This is a genomic window from Clostridium paridis (assembly GCF_016765615.1).
Classification (GTDB): Bacteria; Bacillota; Clostridia; order Clostridiales; family Clostridiaceae; genus Clostridium_T; species Clostridium_T paridis.
Genome location: NZ_JAESWA010000022.1, coordinates 1,009,182 through 1,027,718, shown reverse-complemented (window position 1 = coordinate 1,027,718; position 18,537 = coordinate 1,009,182). Strand labels below are relative to the sequence as shown.

Genomic DNA, 18,537 nt, shown 5'->3' with positions numbered 1-18,537 from the left:
TTATGTATGAATACTTAGACAGGCGTTATGCTCTAGCTCTTTACCAAATTGCTGAAGAAAAAGGCAAGGTTGATGAATATTTAGCTGATTTAAGAGAAATTTGCTCATATGTTTACAATGATAGTAACTTTTTAGATGTTATTAAACATCCTCAAATAAGTACATCAAAGAAAAAAGAAGTGTTTACTAATATTTTTAAAGATAAAGTTGATGAAGAACTATTATCATTCTTATTAATATTAGTTGAAAAAGACAGAATATCATATTTAAAGGAAAAGCTTAATGAGATGGAAAAAATTCATCTTGAAAGAAATAATACTCTTATGGCAACAGTTCAAACTGTTATTCCTCTAGAGAGAGGACAATTTGATGAGCTAAAGGGAAACTTAGAAAAAAAATATGATAAGAAAATTATCCTTCGAGAAGAAATAAATGAGAGCATTATCGGAGGAGTTTATGTGAGAGTTGGAAATGAAATAATTGACGGTACAGTTAAATCCAAACTCGAGGAAATGAAGGCTCTTATGCTTAAGAGAGAATAGGGGTGAATCTATGAACATCAGACCAGAAGAAATTACTTCTATTATTAAAAATGAAATAGAAAAGTATGAAAAACACTTAAAAACTGAAGATTCTGGTACTATTATACAAATAGGTGACGGTGTTGCTAGAGTTTACGGCCTTGATGATTGTATGGAAGGTGAACTTTTAGAGTTCCCTAATAATGTATTCGGAATGGCATTAAACCTTGAGCAGGACAACGTTGGTTGTGTTCTTTTAGGATCTGAAGAAGGTATAAAAGAAGGCGACATTGTAAAAAGAACAGGAAAAATAGTTGAAGTTCCAGTAGGAGATGCTTTGGTAGGAAGAGTAGTTAATGCTCTAGGAGAAGCTATCGATGGAAAAGGACCTATAATTAATGATGGATATAGAGCAATTGAAGAACCAGCACCAAGTATCATTGACAGAAGTTCAGTTAATGAACCTATGCAAACTGGTATAAAAGCGATTGATTCTATGATTCCAATAGGTAGAGGTCAAAGAGAACTTATAATAGGAGATAGACAAACAGGAAAAACTGCTATTGCTCTAGATGCTATTATTAATCAAAAAGGAAAAGATGTTATATGTATATATGTAGCTATAGGACAAAAGCAATCTACAGTAGCTCATATAGTTAATACATTAACAGAAATGGGTGCGATGGATTATACTACTATTGTTAGTTCATCAGCTTCTGATACAGCACCATTACAATATCTATCTCCTTATGCAGGATGCGCTATAGGTGAATATTTCATGCATAAAGGAAAAGATGTCCTAATTATATATGATGATTTGACTAAGCACGCTGTTGCTTATAGAACAATGTCACTATTACTTAGGAGACCACCAGGCAGAGAAGCTTACCCAGGAGATGTATTCTATATACATTCAAGACTTCTTGAGAGAGCAGCTAAGCTTTCAAAAGAACTTGGTAGTGGTTCAATAACTGCACTTCCAATAATTGAAACATTGGCTGGTGACGTAACAGCATACATACCAACCAACGTTATTTCAATAACAGATGGTCAAATATTCCTTGAATCAGAATTATTCTTCTCAGGACAAAGACCAGCTGTTAATGCAGGTATATCAGTATCAAGAGTTGGAGGAAATGCTCAAATTAAAGCAATGAAACAGGTTTCTGGTACATTAAGATTAGAACTTGCTCAATATAGAGAACTTGCAGCTTTCGCTCAATTTGGTTCTGATTTAGATAAAGACTCAAAAATGAGACTTGAGAAAGGTAAGAGATTAGTTGAAGTACTTAAGCAAGATCAATACACTCCAATGGATGTTGAAGAACAAGTAATGATCTTATATGCAGCAGTTAATGATTTCTTATCTGATATAAAGGTAAATGATATAATGAAATTTGAAAAAGAATTCTTAGAATTCATGGATACTCACCATAGAGAAGTAGGTAAGGCAATAATTGAGAAGAAAGTACTTGATGACGAAGTGAAATCTCAATTAGAAGCATCTATTATTGAATTCAAGAAAATATTCTTACAAGGAGCATAGCTTTTAAAAGCTATGCCATCTTTTAGGAGGTGGATATATGGCAGGAGCAGGACTTCTTGATATAAAAAGAAGAATAAAGTCTGTTAACAACACCAGAAAAATAACAAAAGCCATGGGACTTGTTGCCACTTCTAAACTTAGAAAGACAAGACAACAACTTTCTCTTAATGATAGTTATTTAGAATCTGTGAATAAATTAACAGAAAGTTTGGTAGGTTCAGTAGAGGATATAAATAACAATATTTATTTTAATCCTAAAAGTGAAGGAGCCATTTTATACATTCTTATGACATCAGACTCAGGTTTGTGTGGAGGATATAATGGAAATACAGTATCTTTCTTTGCGAGTGAGGCTTCAAGAGTACATGATGCTAAAGTTATGGTTGTAGGTCAAAAGGGCTTAGGCTATTTAAAGAAATACAGCTATGAAACTGTAGCAGAATACGTTGAAATACCTGATATCCCAACTGTTAAGGAAGCTAAAATAGTATATGAACATGCTATAAAGCTTTATAGAGAAGGAAAAATATCTGGAATAAGAATGATATACACTGATTTCATTTCTCCGGTTAAGCAGGAATTAAAAAATATAAAGTTACTTCCATTGGAGAAAAGTAGTAAAGGCAATTTAACTTTATTAGCAGAACCTAGTATAGATGAAGTTTTAGAAGGAACTTTGGAAGTCTACTTAAAATCATTAATTCTTAATTGCATGCTTAATTCGAAAGCTAGTGAACAAAGCTTAAGAATGAGTGCGATGGATGGAGCAACTAAGAATGCAGATGATTTATTAGATGCACTAAATACAAAATATAATAGAATTAGACAAGGCGCTATAACTCAGGAAATATCCGAAATTGTTGGAGGAGCTGAAGCGCAAAAATAGTAAGGAGGTAATCTAATGCCTGGTACTATCGGGAAAGTGGTTCAAGTAATTGGACCAGTAATAGATATAAAATTCGATACCGATGCCCTTCCGAACATATACAATGCAATTGAGATTGTTAGTGGGGATCATAAGGTAATAGCAGAAGTTGAACAACATACAGGCGACGATATCGTAAGAGCTATAGCTTTAGAAGCTACTGAAGGCTTAAGAAGAGGTATGGATGCTTATGATACTGGAAAGCCAATAAGTGTTCCTGTAGGTGAGAAAGTTTTAGGAAGACTATTTAACGTTTTAGGTAAAACTATTGATAATGAAGGTGATGTAAGTTCAGAGAATTTATATCCAATTCATAGACCAGCTCCAACATTCCAAGAACAATCTGTAGAACCAGAAATGTTTGAAACAGGAATAAAAGTAATAGATTTAATTGCTCCATACCAAAGAGGAGGAAAAATAGGTCTATTTGGAGGAGCTGGAGTTGGTAAAACAGTTCTAATCCAAGAGCTTATAAATAATATTGCTAAACAACATGGTGGTTTATCAGTATTTACAGGAGTTGGAGAAAGATCCAGAGAAGGTAATGACCTTTATCATGAAATGAAGGATTCTGGAGTTATTAATAAAACTGCTCTAGTATTTGGACAAATGAATGAACCACCTGGTGCTAGAATGAGAGTTGCGTTAACAGGACTTACAATGGCAGAATACTTCAGAGATCAAGGTCAAGACGTTTTACTATTCATAGATAATATATTTAGATTTACACAAGCTGGATCAGAAGTTTCAGCGTTACTTGGAAGAATACCTTCAGCAGTTGGTTACCAACCAACATTAGCTACTGAAATGGGTGCTTTACAAGAAAGAATCACGTCAACAAAAAGTGGATCTATTACATCTGTTCAAGCAGTATATGTACCTGCAGATGATTTAACAGACCCAGCTCCTGCAACAACATTTACTCACTTGGATGCAACGACAGTTCTTTCAAGAAGTATATCAGAGCTTGGTATTTATCCAGCAGTTGATCCACTAGATTCAACATCAAGAATTCTTGACCCAAGAGTTGTTGGTAAAGAACATTATGAAGTATCTTCAAAAGTTAAACATATTCTTGAAAGATATAAAGAACTACAAGATATTATAGCAATACTTGGAGTAGATGAACTTTCAGAAGAAGATAAACTTGTAGTTGGTAGAGCAAGAAAAGTTCAAAGATTCTTATCTCAACCATTTACTGTTGCTGAGCAATTTACTGGTATGGTAGGTAAATATGTTCCAGTATCTGAAACAGTTAGAGGTTTTAAAGAAATCTTAGAAGGAAAACATGATGATCTTCCTGAATCAGCATTCTTATTTGTTGGAACAATTGAAGAGGCAGTAGAAAAGGCTAAAGAGATTGCTAGCAAATAGTAATCTGTAAAGGGGCGAAGTATTATGTCAACTAATTATACTTTAAAAATAGTAACTCCTGATAAAATTATATATGAGGGAGAAGCATCTAGAACTCTTATAGCTACTAATAATGGGAGCTTAGAGATGTATGCTAATCATACCCCTATAGTGGTTGTTACTGTTCCATGCAAAACTGTATTTTATGATGAATCAGGAAAAGAAAGAGAACTATTTACATCTAGTGGGGTTGTTTCATTCGAAAATAACCAATTGATCTTTTGTTGCGATGCAGCAGAATGGCCAGAAGAAATAGATGTAGAAAGAGCTGAAAGAGCTAAAGAAAGAGCTGAAAACAGATTAGATGATTCTGAAGAATATGATAAACATAGAGCTGAAGTTTCATTACAAAGAGCTTTAATAAGATTAAGCATCAAAAAGTAATTGAATAATAGTTTATTCTAATTATTTTATACGACTTACTTATTTATCTATAGTATTATAATTTGAAAATCTTGAAGGTTTTCTTTAGAAAAGATCCCCCAGAACAGTAATTGTTCTGGGGGACTTTTTTACTTTTTATTAATTTAATATTTTCAAAACATATATATGTTGTAAATATGGAAAATATTCACATATATTGAGAGTGTTAATATACTGTAATATACAATAAATTAATCTTTTTACTAATATATAAAAAAATTGAATAGGAAATGAATACCTTGACCATAATTAAGAAGAAAGGTAGGGGGTATCATGAAGTGCAAGAATAAAATAAAGTTATTGGTGCTTTTCCTAACTTCTCTCTTAACCTTTTTAAATTTTTATAATTTAAAATGTCAGGGTTTTCAAAGTTTACAAAATAAGTTTTTAGAGAGTCATAATGATGTAGAGAGAAGCTTGGTGATTGAAGGCAAAAGCAATGAAAAGTATGAGAACTTAAGTGAGTATCTATTCAAAAATATCTCAAATGATTATAATGGAGCATTAACTAATGAAAAATCAGCTAATTCTAAGATTTTAAAAATCAATTCCCAAAACTTCAATATGGAAATACAAGTTTTTAATGAAAATAAAAGTAGTTTTAGAATAATATTTTCTACTAAGAATAAAAAGGAAAACTTAGAAGCAGTTAAAAAAAATATAAACTATCTCCTAAATGAAAAAGCATTTGATTTGAGATATTTTCAAGAAATTAAGGGCAGAATAGAAATAGAAGAAGATATGAAAAAAACATTGATTAAGCAATTGGAATCTCTAGGAATCAAAAAATATTCATTGTTAAAAATTAGTAATGGATATACAGGGGAAGCAGAATTGGGAAATAGTACTATAAACTTCGCTATTTGCACATATGAAAAAAAATCCTACATTATTATTGGTGAACCAATAATAATATCAACATATTAACAATAATTCATGGAGGATAATATGGAAAAAATCAGAGTAAAAGGTGGAAGTACTTTAGAAGGTGAAGTTGAAATAAGTTCTGCGAAGAATTCTGTTCTCCCAATAATTGTAGCATGTATACTATGCGGAGATAAAAATATAATAAAGGAAGCACCTTTGTTAGAAGATGTTTACGTAATATGTGATGTTTTAAAAGAATTAAATGCATCAGTAGAAATAAATGAAGTAAAAAGAGAGTTAACTATTGATACAAAGAATCTTATACCAAATAGTGCAAATAGTGAACTAATAAAAAAAATGAGAGCATCCTTTCTAATAATGGGACCAATGTTAACTAAGTTTGGTCATGCAAAATTATCACATCCAGGTGGATGTAATATAGGTACAAGACCAATAGACCTTCATTTAAAAGGGTTTAAGGCTTTGGGTGCTGATATTTCTATAGGACATGGATTTGTAGAGGCAAAAGCATCAAAGCTTATAGGAAATAGAATATATTTAGATTTCCCATCTGTTGGAGCGACAGAAAATATAATGATGGCTGCAGTCTATGCAAAAGGCACAACAATAATTGAAAATGCTGCAGAGGAACCAGAAATATGGGATTTGGCAAATTTCTTGAACTCAATGGGTGCTAAAATATATGGTGCTGGTCAAGGAAAAATTACCATTGATGGGGTAGATGAATTACGCCCAGTAGTTTATAGACCTATATATGATAGGATTGAAGCTGGTACATTTATGGTAGCAGCTGCAATAACTAAAAGTAAGATTAAAATCAATGGAGTAAATGAAGAGCACTTAAGACCTATAATAGAAAAATTAAAAGAGTGTGGAGTTAGCATAGACATTGTTGAAAATGAAAAAATGATAGTAGATGGAAGAGGAATACTAAAGCCAGTAGATATAAAAACTTTACCATATCCAGGATTCCCAACTGATATGCAGGCGCAAATGATGAGTTTGTTAACATTGATTAAAGGATCAAGTATTATATCGGAAACAGTTTTCGAAAATAGATTTATGCATGTTCAAGAACTAATAAGAATGGGTGCAAGTATTAAAATTGATGGGAGAACAGCTATTATAGAAGGTGTAGACAGGTTAACTGGAGCAGAAGTTAAAGCAACAGATTTAAGAGCAGGTGCAGCAATGATTTTAGCAGGATTAGCTGCAGATGGATATACAGATATAAGTGATATCTATCATATTGATAGGGGCTATGTTAATATCGAAGAGAAGCTTAGAAAATTAGGGGCAAACATAGAAAGAATTAATATATAATTACTAAAGAGTATGATTTTAAAGTAGAATATAAAATTAATATAGATTTTTATTAATTAAGAAATGAAAAAGGTGGTATTAAATAAAAATCTTTAGAAATTTTAATCTTATAGAAAAGGCTGGTTAGGCCTTTTTTATTTTCAAAATGAAGTAATTAATATCTGAATAAAAGTAGACCTCACAGCGTATATTTATTATGTAAAACAATATATAGGTGGGGGTTATGAGATTTAAAAAAATAAATATTAAAATATCAAAAAAAATAATAATTTTCCTTTTGCCAATACTAGTTTTAATATTTGTCCCTAGCATAATTCTTGTATGGGGAAAGGTTCCTTTAAATTCTTTAAATTTTGATAAGTTAGGAGAACAAGAATCTAAACAAGTTGAAGGTAAGGATTTCTCAAAAGTAACTGTATATAAAACTAAAACAGGAACAACTGAAAAAGTTGATTTAGAGGTATATGTCTTAGGTGTTTTATCTGGAGAAATGCCAGCTGCATTTGATGAGGAGGCGTTAAAAGCTCAAGCTGTAGCAGCAAGAACATTTGCTATGAAACGAATTTTATATCCTTGTACTGAAGCAAAAGGAGCAGATGTTTGCGATACTGTTCATTGTCAAGTCTTTATGAGTAAAGAAGATAGAGTAAGTAAGTGGGACAAAGATAAATCAGAAGAATACTGGAAGAAACTAGAGGATGCAGTTTCTGCTACAAAGGGAAAAGTACTAACATACAATGGAGAATTGGTATTATATCCGCAATTTTTTTCTACAAGTTGGGGAAAAACTGAGGATGCTGAAGCTGTTCTCTCAACTGCATTACCATATCTTCAATCAGTAGATTCTCCTGGAGAGGAAGTAGCACCTAAGTTTAAATCTAGTATTACTATTAGTAGTAAAGAATTTGTGGAAAAAATTAATAATAAATATAAAGAGGCTAAGCTAGCTGTTAATAATATAAAAGATTCTATAAAAATCGTTAGCAAAAATCCAGGTGGATCAGTAAATGAAGTTAAAGTAGGTGGAGTAACAATAAAGGGTACAGAATTTAGAAGTTTATTATCTTTAAATTCAGCTAATTTCACTTTTTCATTTTCAAATAAGGGAATAGAAATACAGAGCTTTGGATATGGGCATGGAGTTGGAATGAGCCAATGGGGTGCAAATGTAATGGCGAAGAGTGGGGTAAAGTATGAAGATATTTTAAAACACTATTACAAAGGAATAGAATTAAAGGATGTATCTGAAGTTAAGATAAGTAAATAAAAGATAATCAAGTTTATTAAATATAAAAGTGTAAATAATTAGGTTGATAAGATATTTAATAAAACTCTACAAATGGAGTTCTATTAAAATTTTATCAGCCTTTTTATATTGGAGAAAAATGTAGAAAAAAGAGGAAAATATTTACTGGAATAAATGTATTTTTTTATGTATATAAGGACAGACTACGAAATGGAGGTGTTCATATTGGATAAACAAAGTAAATTTCAAAAATTAAAAAATCTACTTAGAAAGGAGAGTTTTTACGTAGTCCTTTTTGTGTGTTTATGTGTTATTGCTAGTGCAGCTGCAATATCAATTAGAAAAGCTAAGGAGAATAGTAATCCTCCAGTAGCTGAAAATTCTCAAGATCTGCCTATTAATATAAATAATTCTGGTGGAACTAATAAAATTGATAATGCTGAACAAGTTAAAAATACTCAGGAAACAAAAAATCAAACCAATAAAGGTACTACAGGAAAAACTCAAAATGTATCATCTACAAGTAGCGTTCAGTTTGTTAAACCACTAGATGGAACTTTATTAAGAAAATTTACTTATGGAGTTTCACTAGTAAAAGTTGATACAAACAAATATGACAGTATTAAGGGAATAGATATTGCAGGAAAAGTTGGTAGTACTGTTGTTGCTGCAGCTGATGGTGTTGTAGATGAAATTGGAAATGAAGATGGAGATTTAAGTGGTTGGTATGTTGTAATTAAGCATTCAAATGGATTAAAGAGTAAATATGCTAACTTAGATTCTGATATTAAAGTTAAGAAGAATGATAAAGTCACTCAAGGAAGTGTAATTGGTAAAGTTGGCGATACAGCTAAAAAACTTACTAATAAAGAAGAGGGCGATCATTTACAATTTCAGATAATAGATTCAAAAGGTGAACAAGTGGATCCATTAAAGTATATAACTTTAAAAAGCAAGTAAAACTTTACCTAATGTGAAATCAGTCATTTTATCTATGAAAATGACTGATTTCTAAGGAATTTAAAGAAAAAATAATGCATATTAATAAATATATCGAATTAAGGAGGAGCCTCGTTTTGAAAGACTACATTGAAGAAAGAGTACTAGAGGTGGCGCAATATATAATTGATTCAAAAGCGACAATTAGAAAAACTGCTAAGGTATTTGGTGTAAGCAAAAGTACAATTCATAAGGATATGACAGAACGTTTACCCAAAATAAATCCAACAATAGCATTAGAAGCGAAAAATATTTTAGATTTAAATAAAGCAGAAAGACATATAAGAGGTGGAAAAGCTACAAAATTAAAGTACAAGGCTATTGAATAAAAACATAATTCCATATTATAATTAGAATGGGTATAAATTGTAGAAAAATAATACAAGTTATATAATTAAATCATTTTAGGAGTGAATATGGAATGTGGTTTTGGAGAATGGGAACTGATCTTGCTATAGACTTGGGTACGGCAACAGTTCTAGTTTATATGGCGGGAAAAGGAATAATATTAAAAGAGCCTTCAGTTGTGGCAGTAGATAAAAATACAAATAAAGTTTTAGCTGTAGGTGAAGATGCAAGAAAAATGATAGGTCGTACACCTGGTAACATAGTTGCAGTACGTCCACTAAGAAATGGTGTAATTTCTGATTATGATATTACTGAGAAAATGTTAAGACATTTTATTCAAAAGAGTTGTGGAAAAAGAAAAATCTCTGCTCCAAAGGTTATGGTGTGTATACCATCACAGGCTACAGAGGTAGAAAAGAGAGCTGTTGTTGATGCAGCAAAAAATTCAGGTGCAAAATCTGTTTATCTAATAGAGGAACCACTTGCAGCTGCAGTAGGTGCAGGTTTGGATATTTCTGAACCAAGTGGCTCTATGGTTATAGATATTGGCGGAGGAACAACTGATATTGCTGTAATATCTCTAAAGGGAGTAGTTGTAAGAGCGTCAATTAAAGTTGCTGGAGATAGATTTGATGAAGCTATTATTAGGTATATAAGAAATAAATTCAAATTAATGATTGGAGAAAAAACGGCTGAAGAAGTGAAATTCATAGCAGCATCAGCATTAAAAGGTGCTAGAAATGAAACTGCAACAGTAAGGGGTAGAAATCTTGTTACTGGATTACCAGATAACATAGAAGTTACAACTGATGAGTTAGTTAGTGCGCTTGAAGAGCCTGTTAGATTAATAATTGATAAAATTCACGATGTTTTAGAAAAAACTCCACCAGAGCTGGCAGCAGATATTATAGACAAGGGGATATTAATGACAGGTGGAGGAGCTTTATTACACGGATTAGATAAGTTGATAGAGTTTGAGACTGGAGTTAGAGTATTTATTGCAAATGATACTGTAGAATGTGTAGTATTAGGATCAGGAAAGGTTCTTGCAAGCATAAACAAAAACAATACAGAAGCTATCGAAAATGAAGTGCAAAGAGCATAGTAATATACTAAAATGAATGTTTAAGGATGATTAAAGGGTTTTAGCAATATCAATACTATATTCATTTTTGAGCTTTTTACTCTTTAGGAATTTATAATATTTTAAGGTTTTGGATAACATTATAAGTTTAAATTATAATCTTAGGATTTACTAGACTCTCCTAAAGAGTAAAAAAGAGAATTAGTCGCCTGCCAAATTTTCTTCACATGCGTTTGGAAAGGCAGATGCGAGAAAAAAATCGACGGCTCAAAATCGCCTTGACGATTTTTTAACCATCCTTTAAGTTTTCAATAAATTTTTGAGGTTAATAGTTAAAGTAATAACTAATAATTTAGTACTTTAACTATTAACTTTTTTTGATTTTTTATGTGCTTGATGAAAGATAATAACTATGAACAATTCCCTTAACAATAACCTTACACATTTCAAATATTAGGGATAATCGGATTGCTCTATTTGAAAAGATCTCAGAATTATTACTTGTATCGACTATACCAATAATGGATACATCCCCAACCTTAGGAAGTTTTTTTCCTACCCCTTTACCAGGATGAATAGGGTAATCTCTCACGTGTATCTCACCCACAGAATCAGTATCACCAAGGCAGGCGTCAATACCTATAATCAAGGCGTTAGGGTGCTTTAGATATATCTCCTGAAGCTTGTCGTCTATATTTAATGCGTGAATAGGTGAGTTTAAGGTTCCATATACAGGGATAGGAAGTAAGGTATCAATTAATAGGGTTCCAACCATTGGACCAAGGCAATCACCAATACATTTATCTGTACCTATACATATTATTATAGTTTCATTATTAATATAATCTTTTAAAAAATATGCTAGTTCATAATAGGACATAGGGTCTTTATATGAGACTTTAACCTTATTCAAAGAAATTCCCCTTTCTTAAAACAGAAATAAAAGTATAACCTAAGTAGAAATTTAAAAGGTACTATACTATATATGAAGGGAATATTAAATTTATTAAAAAAAGTATAAATACACAAAAAAGTGGCAATAAAACTTAATAGTGTGAGGTGATTAAATGAATAAAAAAATTCTAATTATAATTGTTATTATTGCTACAGCAATTAGTGTATATTTTATATTGAAGCCTTTAAATAACGAAAATGATAAAAGTGGCACTGTGCAAGTGAATAAGCAATCTTTAGAAAAGAAAGTAGCAGATACTAAAAAAGATACTAAACAAGATACTAAAAAAGAGGATGTTAAAGCACAAGAAGAACCAGTTAAAAAGGCTGAAAAAGAGGACAAAGATGACAAAGCTGTCAAAGAGGAAGTAACACCTGAAAAAAACTATACAGATAATACTAAAGCTAATAAAGAAGAAAAAGATAACGAAGATGATGCTTTAACTGCAGCAATGATATTTAAAGTTGATAAGAGTACAATTGAAAGTAAGATGTCGTTGACAAGTAAAGCTAAGTTATTATTTTATGCAAAGCGTTTGTCTAATTTTGATTTTGCAAGGATTAAACAAATATTAGCATCTGACGATGAAGTTAATGGCGCAAAAGAGATTTTTAGGATCCTTAAAAGTAGATTAAATTCCAATGAATATAACGAAGTTAAGGGTATTCTTAATCCATATATAAATACAGACAAGATTGAACAATACATTGATACATAAAATGCTATTTTAAAAGTTAGGCTTTATAATTTTTATGCTGAAGCTTGAACTTATTGTAGAAATGTGAGATTATTGATATAGTAGCTATATTACAAGAATAATAAAGGATAATAGAGTAATAAAGAGTTAATTTCGCTATATGAGTTAATATGGGGGTTGAAACTTATTTGTTATCCCCTTATACTATTCATTGTCGGTCAACGTAGTTAGGTAAACAATGAATAGTATATAATTTGTAGATAGTATTCATAATAAAGTGTATAAGGATTAATTAATAATATGCTGGCATGGCTCAACGGTAGAGCAGCTGACTTGTAATCAGCAGGTTGTAGGTTCGATTCCTATTGCCAGCTCCATTAATATGGAGGAGTTCCCGAGTGGCCAAAGGGGGCAGACTGTAAATCTGTTGCGTTTCGCTTCGATGGTTCGAATCCGTCCTCCTCCACCAATTAATTAATCATTTTTATAATAAGGGCGCATAGCTCAGCTGGGAGAGCACCTGCCTTACAAGCAGGGGGTCACAGGTTCGAACCCTGTTGTGCCCACCATTATAACTATATAAAATTAATAATATGCTGGCATGGCTCAACGGTAGAGCAGCTGACTTGTAATCAGCAGGTTGTAGGTTCGATTCCTATTGCCAGCTCCACTAATATGGAGGAGTTCCCGAGTGGCCAAAGGGGGCAGACTGTAAATCTGTTGCGTTTCGCTTCGATGGTTCGAATCCGTCCTCCTCCACCAATTAATTAATTATTTTTTACAAATAAGGGCGCATAGCTCAGCTGGGAGAGCACCTGCCTTACAAGCAGGGGGTCACAGGTTCGAACCCTGTTGTGCCCACCATTATAACTATATAAAATTAATAATATGCTGGCATGGCTCAACGGTAGAGCAGCTGACTTGTAATCAGCAGGTTGTAGGTTCGATTCCTATTGCCAGCTCCATTTATGGAGGAGTTCCCGAGTGGCCAAAGGGGGCAGACTGTAAATCTGTTGCGTTTCGCTTCGATGGTTCGAATCCGTCCTCCTCCACCAAAAGTAGACAATTTGTCTACTTTTTTTATTATAAATGAATATATCTTGAAAATAATTTTTATGTGGATTTTTTTATATTGACATATATAATATAAAGTGTTAAAATCAGATAGCGTAAAATTTAATAACTCTTATCAAGAGAGGCGGAGGGAAAGGGCCCGATGAAACCCGGCAACCTGTGTGTTACACAAGGTGCCAATTCCTGCAGAATTTATATTTCTGCGAGATAAGAGAGAGAATAGTATTATTAGTCTCTTCTTATCGAGGAGACTTTATTTTTTTGAAAAATAAAGTCTGAGTATTGTTTTAAATGAAAGGAGAAAAAAATGAAAAGATTATTTACTTCAGAATCAGTTACAGAAGGACATCCAGATAAAATCTGTGATCAAATTTCGGATTCAATATTAGATGACATTATCTCTAAAGATCCATATGCAAGAGTAGCTTGTGAGACTACTGTTACTACAGGAATGGTTATGGTAATGGGAGAAATATCTACATCATGTTATGTGGACATTCCTAAAATCGTAAGAAAAACAGTAAAAGAAATTGGATATGATAGAGCAAAATTTGGCTTTGACTGCGAAACATGTGCAGTATTAACTACAATAGATGAACAATCTTCAGATATAGCACAAGGTGTTGATGAGGCTCTTGAATCAAGAGAAGGGGATATGGACAAGATTGATGCAGTAGGTGCTGGAGACCAAGGTATGATGTTTGGATTTGCAACAAATGAAACACCAGAATTTATGCCTGCACCTATAGCAATGGCTCATAGACTTTCAAGAAGATTATCAGAAGTAAGAAAGAATGGTACATTAGAATATTTAAGACCAGATGGAAAGACTCAAGTAACAGTTGAATATGATGGAGATAAAGTTAAAAGAATCGATGCAATTGTTATTTCAACACAACATGGGCCAGAGGCAACTCAAGAACAAATAAAAGAAGACATGATTGAGCATGTAATTAAAGCTGTAATACCTGCTGAACTACTAGATAGTGAAACAAAATATTACATTAATCCAACTGGAAGATTTGTTATTGGAGGACCACAAGGAGATTCAGGTCTAACAGGAAGAAAAATTATTGTTGATACCTATGGTGGATACGGAAGACACGGTGGTGGAGCATTCTCAGGTAAAGATCCAACTAAGGTTGATAGAAGTGCTGCTTATGCTGCTAGATGGGTAGCTAAAAACTTAGTTGCTGCAGGCGTAGCAACTAAATTAGAAATAGAATTAGCATATGCAATTGGAGTTGCAAAGCCAGTTTCTATAGAAGTTGATACTTTTGGTACTGGAAAAATAGCTGATGATAAAATAGTAGAAATCATAAATAAGGTTTTCGACTTAAGACCAGCTGCTATAATAAGAGATCTAGACTTAAGAAGACCAATATTTAAGCAAACTGCTGCTTATGGTCACTTTGGAAGAACAGATTTAAACCTTCCATGGGAAGAATTAAACAGAGTTGAAGAAATAAAAGCTTTACTATAATAAAAAATTAACGTAATAGTTTTTTACAATGAAATACCCCCAGGATGTCATTGACATTCTGGGGGTATTTGTTTTTTTATGCTTTAAATATAATTTTTCCGTTTACAATTGAATATTTAATATTAATATTATCATCAAATAAAACTAAATCTGCATCAAAACCTTCTTTGATTAAGCCTTTTTTATTATCAACTTTGCAGTGTTTAGCTGGATTATAAGTAGCCATTTTAACAACTTCATACAAAGGATAATTAGAATTATCAAAAACATTCTTAACAGCTTTATCAAGAGTTAAGATTGAGCCTGCCAATGCTCCATTTTCAAGTCTAGCAGCACCATCTTTTACAAAAACAGGCTGACCTCCTAATGAGTACTTCCCATCAGGCATACAACAAGCTTCCATTGCATCAGTAATTAATAAAACTTTATCAGTAGTTTTAGTTTTGTAAGCCACTCTTAGAGATGGGTAAGCAATGTGAATTCCATCGGAGATAGTTTCAGTTGTAATATCAGTATCAAAAATTGCACCAATAGCTCCTGGTTCTCTATGGTGTAGTCCAGTCATTGCATTGAATAAATGAGTAGAATGAGAAATTCCAGCCTTGATACCAGAAACTACTTCATTATAAGTTGCTTTTGTATGGCCAACTGAAACTCTTACGCCTTTAGAATTTAAGTAAGATATCAATTCAAGAGCACCATCAACTTCAGGTGCAACTGTAATAGAAGTAACTGCATCTTCAAATCCACTAACCATATTATTATAAGTTTCAACTGATGGTCTTTGTAAGAAGTTTGGATTTTGTGCTCCTATAGCTTGTGGGCTAATAAAAGGACCTTCTAAGTGAGCACCTAAGACATTTGCTCCATCTGTACCATGAGTTTTAGCATATGATATTGCTTCCATTGATTTATGAATATCTTCAACTGCTACTGTCATCGTTGTTGGAGTAAAGGATGTTGTTCCATGCTTTACTATATTTTTAGCTATTTCATTTATAGCTTCAAAGGTACCATTCATTGTGTCATAACCACCAGCACCATGGATATGAACATCTATAAAGCCAGCAGATAGATATAATCCTTCGCCATCGATTATTTCATTAGTATCATAGCTTGAGGGATTTAGTGATTTAATTTTTCCGTCTTCAATAAGAACAGAACCTTTTTCAATTTTATCTAAGTAAATTATATTGACATTTTTAATTAACATTAATGTCACCCCCTAAAAATAGAATAGCTTCAAATACTATTTCAGTCAACTATTAAAGAGCGATTTAAATAGTACAAATTGTGGTATAATCTTAGTATATAAGTTAAAAAGTTAAATTATAGTTATACTTAAGCAGGAGAGATGTTATGGAAGAAGTAAGTGGAGTTGTGGAAAGTATAGTTTTTCATAACGAAGATAATGGATATATGGTTGCAAAGCTTTCAAATGGAACCACAACTTTTACAGCTGTAGGTGTTGTACCTTATATAAAGGAAGGACAGAACTTAAAGATAAAAGGAGCGTGGGTCTTGCACCCTAGCTTTGGGAGACAAATAAAGATAGAAGAATGCGAAGAAATAGTTCCTAATACAGTTGAAGGAATTGAAAAATATTTATCTTCAGGTGTAATATATGGAATTGGGCCTATTACAGCAAAGAAAATTATTGCTAAGTTTGGTGAAGAGTCTTTAGATATTTTAGACAAGAATATAGATAGATTAAGAGAAATTGAAGGAATTGGAGAGAAAAAGTTTCTTCTAATAAAAGAGTCATATGAAGAGCAAAAGGAACTAAAGAATATAATTATTTTTTTTCAAAGTCATGGAGTTACTACCAATCAATGTATTAAAATATATAAAACTCTTGGAAGTGATTCTATTGCAGCTGTTAAGGAGAACCCATACCTGCTTTGTGAAGAAATTTCAGGAATAGGATTTAAAACAGCAGATAAAATTGCTAGAAGTATTGGAATTGAGGCAGATTCACCATTTAGAATAGAGAGCGGAATAAAGTATGTAATTAATGAATTTTGTGCAAATGGAAATACATATATGCCAAAAGAAAAGTTAATAAAAGAGGGAAGAGAAGTTTTGACTGTTTCTGAAGATGTGATAACTCAGAATTTAATTAATTCTTGTGCAGCACAAAAGTTAATTTTAGAAAAAATACAGGATAAGGAATGTGTTTTTACACTACCATATTATTATTGTGAAATAGGTATAACTAAAAGAATATTAACCCTTTCGGTTGCAAACTTCCAAAAAATAAATACAGATATAGAATATGAAATATCGAGATTTGAAAGTGCTAATGATATTAAATTCGCACCATCGCAAAAAAATGCCATAATGGGGGCATTTACAAATGGAATAGAAATTATTACTGGGGGGCCAGGAACAGGAAAAACTACTATAATTAAATGTATAATTAGTATTTTTGAAAAGTCATCATATAAAGTAGTATTAGGAGCCCCGACAGGAAGAGCAGCCAAAAGAATGAGTGAGTCTACTGGAAAGGAAGCTAAAACTATCCACAGGCTATTAGAAATGGGTGTTTCTGATGAAGAAGAAAGAAGTTTTTTTGGTAGAGATGAGTCTAGTCCACTTGAAGCTGATGTAGTAATTATAGATGAGGCATCTATGATTGATGTAATGGTGATGAATTCATTATTAAAGGCTATTAAAGTTGGAACTAGAGTAATATTTGTTGGAGACGTAGATCAATTGCCTTCAGTAGGGCCAGGAAATGTACTTAAAGACCTAATTGAAAGTGAATTTACGGAAGTAATAAGACTTAAAGAGATATTTAGACAAGGAAATGAGAGTATGATAATAGTAAATGCTCACAAAATAAATCAAGGCGAAATGCCTCTGTTAAATGATAGGGATAAGGATTTCTTTTTTATTAAAGAAGAATCCTTAGATAAAGTGCTATCAACTTTAATAGACCTTGTAAATGTAAGATTGCCTAAATTTAATAGCGAATGGGATAAGCTTAAGCATCTTCAAATTCTCTCACCGATGAAAAAAGGATTATTGGGTGTTAGTAATTTAAATACGCAATTACAGCAAATATTAAATCCACCTGCTTTTAATAAGAAAGAAAAGGCATTAAAAGAAGGGGTTTTTCGCGTTGGTGACAAGGTTATGCAAACTAAGAATAACTACACTTTAAAGTGGAAGAGGATAAGTGGAGCTGGGGAACCAGAAGGTGTAGGTGTTTTTAATGGTGATATGGGATTTATTCATTCAATAGATGAGGAAGAAAAAACTTTGACTGTAGTATTTGAAGAAGAAAGAAAAGTTGTATATGATTTTATATTTCTAGATGAACTAGATTTAGCGTATTCAATTACAATTCACAAAAGTCAAGGAAGTGAATTTCCTGTGATAATAATACCTTCATATATGGGATCTCCATTTTTAATGAACAGAAATTTACTATATACAGGTATAACAAGGGCTAAAGAATTAGTTGTTATAGTAGGGTCAGTTAAGGCCTTAAAGTTTATGATTGAAAATACTAAGTCTATGGAAAGATTCTCATCTTTAAAATATAGAATTAAAGATATAATTACTCATGAGGCTTTTATTAATACGTAGAATAACTAAACTAATAAC

16 protein-coding genes, 8 tRNA genes and 1 riboswitch are annotated in these 18,537 nt (G+C 32.1%); of the genes, 22 read left to right on the top strand and 2 right to left on the bottom strand.

All coding sequences use genetic code 11. The annotated features are described in order from the left end of the window. Positions 1-2 precede the first annotated feature (2 nt). The 11 genes from JK634_RS12785 (at position 3) to mreB (ending at position 10,737) form a co-directional block, all read left to right on the top strand. Positions 3-542 carry a F0F1 ATP synthase subunit delta gene (locus JK634_RS12785; protein ID WP_202768021.1) on the top strand — a complete coding sequence of 180 codons (540 nt, stop codon included), beginning with the start codon at positions 3-5 and terminating at the stop codon, positions 540-542. Positions 543-552: 10 nt separating this feature from the next. Then, positions 553-2,067, top strand: coding sequence for a F0F1 ATP synthase subunit alpha (gene atpA, locus JK634_RS12780; RefSeq protein ID WP_202768020.1), 1,515 nt, complete (start codon positions 553-555; stop codon positions 2,065-2,067). Between the two features lie 37 nt (positions 2,068-2,104). Then, complete coding sequence (atpG, locus tag JK634_RS12775; protein WP_202768019.1) at positions 2,105-2,953, top strand: ATP synthase F1 subunit gamma; 849 nt, start codon at positions 2,105-2,107, stop codon at positions 2,951-2,953. 15 nt (positions 2,954-2,968) lie between these two features. Beyond that, the gene (gene atpD / locus JK634_RS12770; protein WP_202768018.1) at positions 2,969-4,366 is read left to right on the top strand and encodes a F0F1 ATP synthase subunit beta; all 1,398 of its coding nucleotides are present in this window, start codon (positions 2,969-2,971) and stop codon (positions 4,364-4,366) included. 24 nt (positions 4,367-4,390) lie between these two features. Further along, the gene (atpC, locus tag JK634_RS12765) at positions 4,391-4,789 is read left to right on the top strand and encodes an ATP synthase F1 subunit epsilon (RefSeq protein ID WP_202768017.1); all 399 of its coding nucleotides are present in this window, start codon (positions 4,391-4,393) and stop codon (positions 4,787-4,789) included. A 312-nt stretch (positions 4,790-5,101) separates the two neighbouring features. Then, complete coding sequence (locus JK634_RS12760; protein WP_202768016.1) at positions 5,102-5,755, top strand: hypothetical protein; 654 nt, start codon at positions 5,102-5,104, stop codon at positions 5,753-5,755. Positions 5,756-5,776: 21 nt separating this feature from the next. After that, a complete protein-coding gene (gene murA, locus JK634_RS12755; protein ID WP_202768015.1) occupies positions 5,777-7,039 on the top strand; it encodes a UDP-N-acetylglucosamine 1-carboxyvinyltransferase in 1,263 nt (420 codons plus the stop codon). Between the two features lie 223 nt (positions 7,040-7,262). Next, a complete protein-coding gene (gene spoIID / locus JK634_RS12750; protein ID WP_202768014.1) occupies positions 7,263-8,306 on the top strand; it encodes a stage II sporulation protein D in 1,044 nt (347 codons plus the stop codon). Between the two features lie 204 nt (positions 8,307-8,510). After that, positions 8,511-9,245 (top strand): M23 family metallopeptidase, encoded by a 735-nt coding sequence (locus JK634_RS12745; protein WP_202768013.1) that lies wholly within the window; start codon positions 8,511-8,513, stop codon positions 9,243-9,245. A gap of 116 nt (positions 9,246-9,361) precedes the next feature. After that, entirely contained in the window at positions 9,362-9,613 is a 252-nt protein-coding gene (gene spoIIID, locus JK634_RS12740; RefSeq protein ID WP_202768012.1) for a sporulation transcriptional regulator SpoIIID, read from the top strand. Between the two features lie 92 nt (positions 9,614-9,705). Further along, positions 9,706-10,737 carry a rod shape-determining protein MreB gene (gene mreB, locus JK634_RS12735; protein ID WP_202768011.1) on the top strand — a complete coding sequence of 344 codons (1,032 nt, stop codon included), beginning with the start codon at positions 9,706-9,708 and terminating at the stop codon, positions 10,735-10,737. A 364-nt stretch (positions 10,738-11,101) separates the two neighbouring features. Here mreB and yyaC read toward each other — a convergent pair whose 3' ends face one another. Next, the gene (gene yyaC / locus JK634_RS12730) at positions 11,102-11,629 is read right to left on the bottom strand and encodes a spore protease YyaC (protein WP_202768010.1); all 528 of its coding nucleotides are present in this window, start codon (positions 11,627-11,629) and stop codon (positions 11,102-11,104) included. 154 nt (positions 11,630-11,783) lie between these two features. On the opposite strand from yyaC, the gene JK634_RS12725 reads away from it, so the two are divergent. From JK634_RS12725 to metK, 10 genes are all read left to right on the top strand, one after another. After that, positions 11,784-12,389, top strand: a complete 606-nt coding sequence (locus JK634_RS12725) for a hypothetical protein (protein ID WP_202768009.1) — start codon at positions 11,784-11,786, stop codon at positions 12,387-12,389. Positions 12,390-12,670: 281 nt separating this feature from the next. Continuing rightward, positions 12,671-12,745 (top strand) — tRNA-Thr (locus JK634_RS12720). A gap of 7 nt (positions 12,746-12,752) precedes the next feature. Further along, positions 12,753-12,837: transfer RNA gene (locus tag JK634_RS12715), tRNA-Tyr, on the top strand. A gap of 24 nt (positions 12,838-12,861) precedes the next feature. Continuing rightward, a tRNA-Val gene (locus tag JK634_RS12710) sits at positions 12,862-12,937 on the top strand. 26 nt (positions 12,938-12,963) lie between these two features. After that, positions 12,964-13,038, top strand: a tRNA-Thr gene (locus JK634_RS12705). 7 nt (positions 13,039-13,045) lie between these two features. Further along, a tRNA-Tyr gene (locus JK634_RS12700) sits at positions 13,046-13,130 on the top strand. A gap of 26 nt (positions 13,131-13,156) precedes the next feature. Next, positions 13,157-13,232: transfer RNA gene (locus tag JK634_RS12695), tRNA-Val, on the top strand. A 26-nt stretch (positions 13,233-13,258) separates the two neighbouring features. Next, positions 13,259-13,333 (top strand) — tRNA-Thr (locus JK634_RS12690). Between the two features lie 5 nt (positions 13,334-13,338). After that, positions 13,339-13,423 (top strand) — tRNA-Tyr (locus JK634_RS12685). A 128-nt stretch (positions 13,424-13,551) separates the two neighbouring features. Beyond that, positions 13,552-13,656, top strand: a riboswitch (SAM riboswitch). 93 nt (positions 13,657-13,749) lie between these two features. Further along, positions 13,750-14,925, top strand: a complete 1,176-nt coding sequence (metK, locus tag JK634_RS12680; protein ID WP_202768008.1) for a methionine adenosyltransferase — start codon at positions 13,750-13,752, stop codon at positions 14,923-14,925. 76 nt (positions 14,926-15,001) lie between these two features. Here the strand turns inward: metK and nagA are convergent, their stop codons facing one another. Further along, positions 15,002-16,138 (bottom strand): N-acetylglucosamine-6-phosphate deacetylase, encoded by a 1,137-nt coding sequence (gene nagA / locus JK634_RS12675; protein ID WP_202768007.1) that lies wholly within the window; start codon positions 16,136-16,138, stop codon positions 15,002-15,004. Positions 16,139-16,284: 146 nt separating this feature from the next. Between nagA and recD2 the strand changes: the two genes are divergently transcribed. Beyond that, complete coding sequence (gene recD2 / locus JK634_RS12670; RefSeq protein ID WP_202768006.1) at positions 16,285-18,519, top strand: SF1B family DNA helicase RecD2; 2,235 nt, start codon at positions 16,285-16,287, stop codon at positions 18,517-18,519. Positions 18,520-18,537 lie beyond the last annotated feature (18 nt).

What these genes read in the sequence shown, in the direction of transcription:
- nagA (WP_202768007.1), bottom strand. Translation starts at nt 16,138, where the DNA reads ATGTTAATTAAAAATGTCAATATAATTTACTTAGATAAAATTGAAAAA.
- murA (WP_202768015.1), top strand. Translation starts at nt 5,777, where the DNA reads ATGGAAAAAATCAGAGTAAAAGGTGGAAGTACTTTAGAAGGTGAAGTT.
- JK634_RS12785 (WP_202768021.1), top strand. Translation starts at nt 3, where the DNA reads ATGTATGAATACTTAGACAGGCGTTATGCTCTAGCTCTTTACCAAATT.
- atpG (WP_202768019.1), top strand. Translation starts at nt 2,105, where the DNA reads ATGGCAGGAGCAGGACTTCTTGATATAAAAAGAAGAATAAAGTCTGTT.
- mreB (WP_202768011.1), top strand. Translation starts at nt 9,706, where the DNA reads ATGTGGTTTTGGAGAATGGGAACTGATCTTGCTATAGACTTGGGTACG.
- JK634_RS12725 (WP_202768009.1), top strand. Translation starts at nt 11,784, where the DNA reads ATGAATAAAAAAATTCTAATTATAATTGTTATTATTGCTACAGCAATT.
- atpD (WP_202768018.1), top strand. Translation starts at nt 2,969, where the DNA reads ATGCCTGGTACTATCGGGAAAGTGGTTCAAGTAATTGGACCAGTAATA.
- spoIID (WP_202768014.1), top strand. Translation starts at nt 7,263, where the DNA reads ATGAGATTTAAAAAAATAAATATTAAAATATCAAAAAAAATAATAATT.
- atpA (WP_202768020.1), top strand. Translation starts at nt 553, where the DNA reads ATGAACATCAGACCAGAAGAAATTACTTCTATTATTAAAAATGAAATA.
- JK634_RS12760 (WP_202768016.1), top strand. Translation starts at nt 5,102, where the DNA reads ATGAAGTGCAAGAATAAAATAAAGTTATTGGTGCTTTTCCTAACTTCT.
- recD2 (WP_202768006.1), top strand. Translation starts at nt 16,285, where the DNA reads ATGGAAGAAGTAAGTGGAGTTGTGGAAAGTATAGTTTTTCATAACGAA.
- atpC (WP_202768017.1), top strand. Translation starts at nt 4,391, where the DNA reads ATGTCAACTAATTATACTTTAAAAATAGTAACTCCTGATAAAATTATA.
- metK (WP_202768008.1), top strand. Translation starts at nt 13,750, where the DNA reads ATGAAAAGATTATTTACTTCAGAATCAGTTACAGAAGGACATCCAGAT.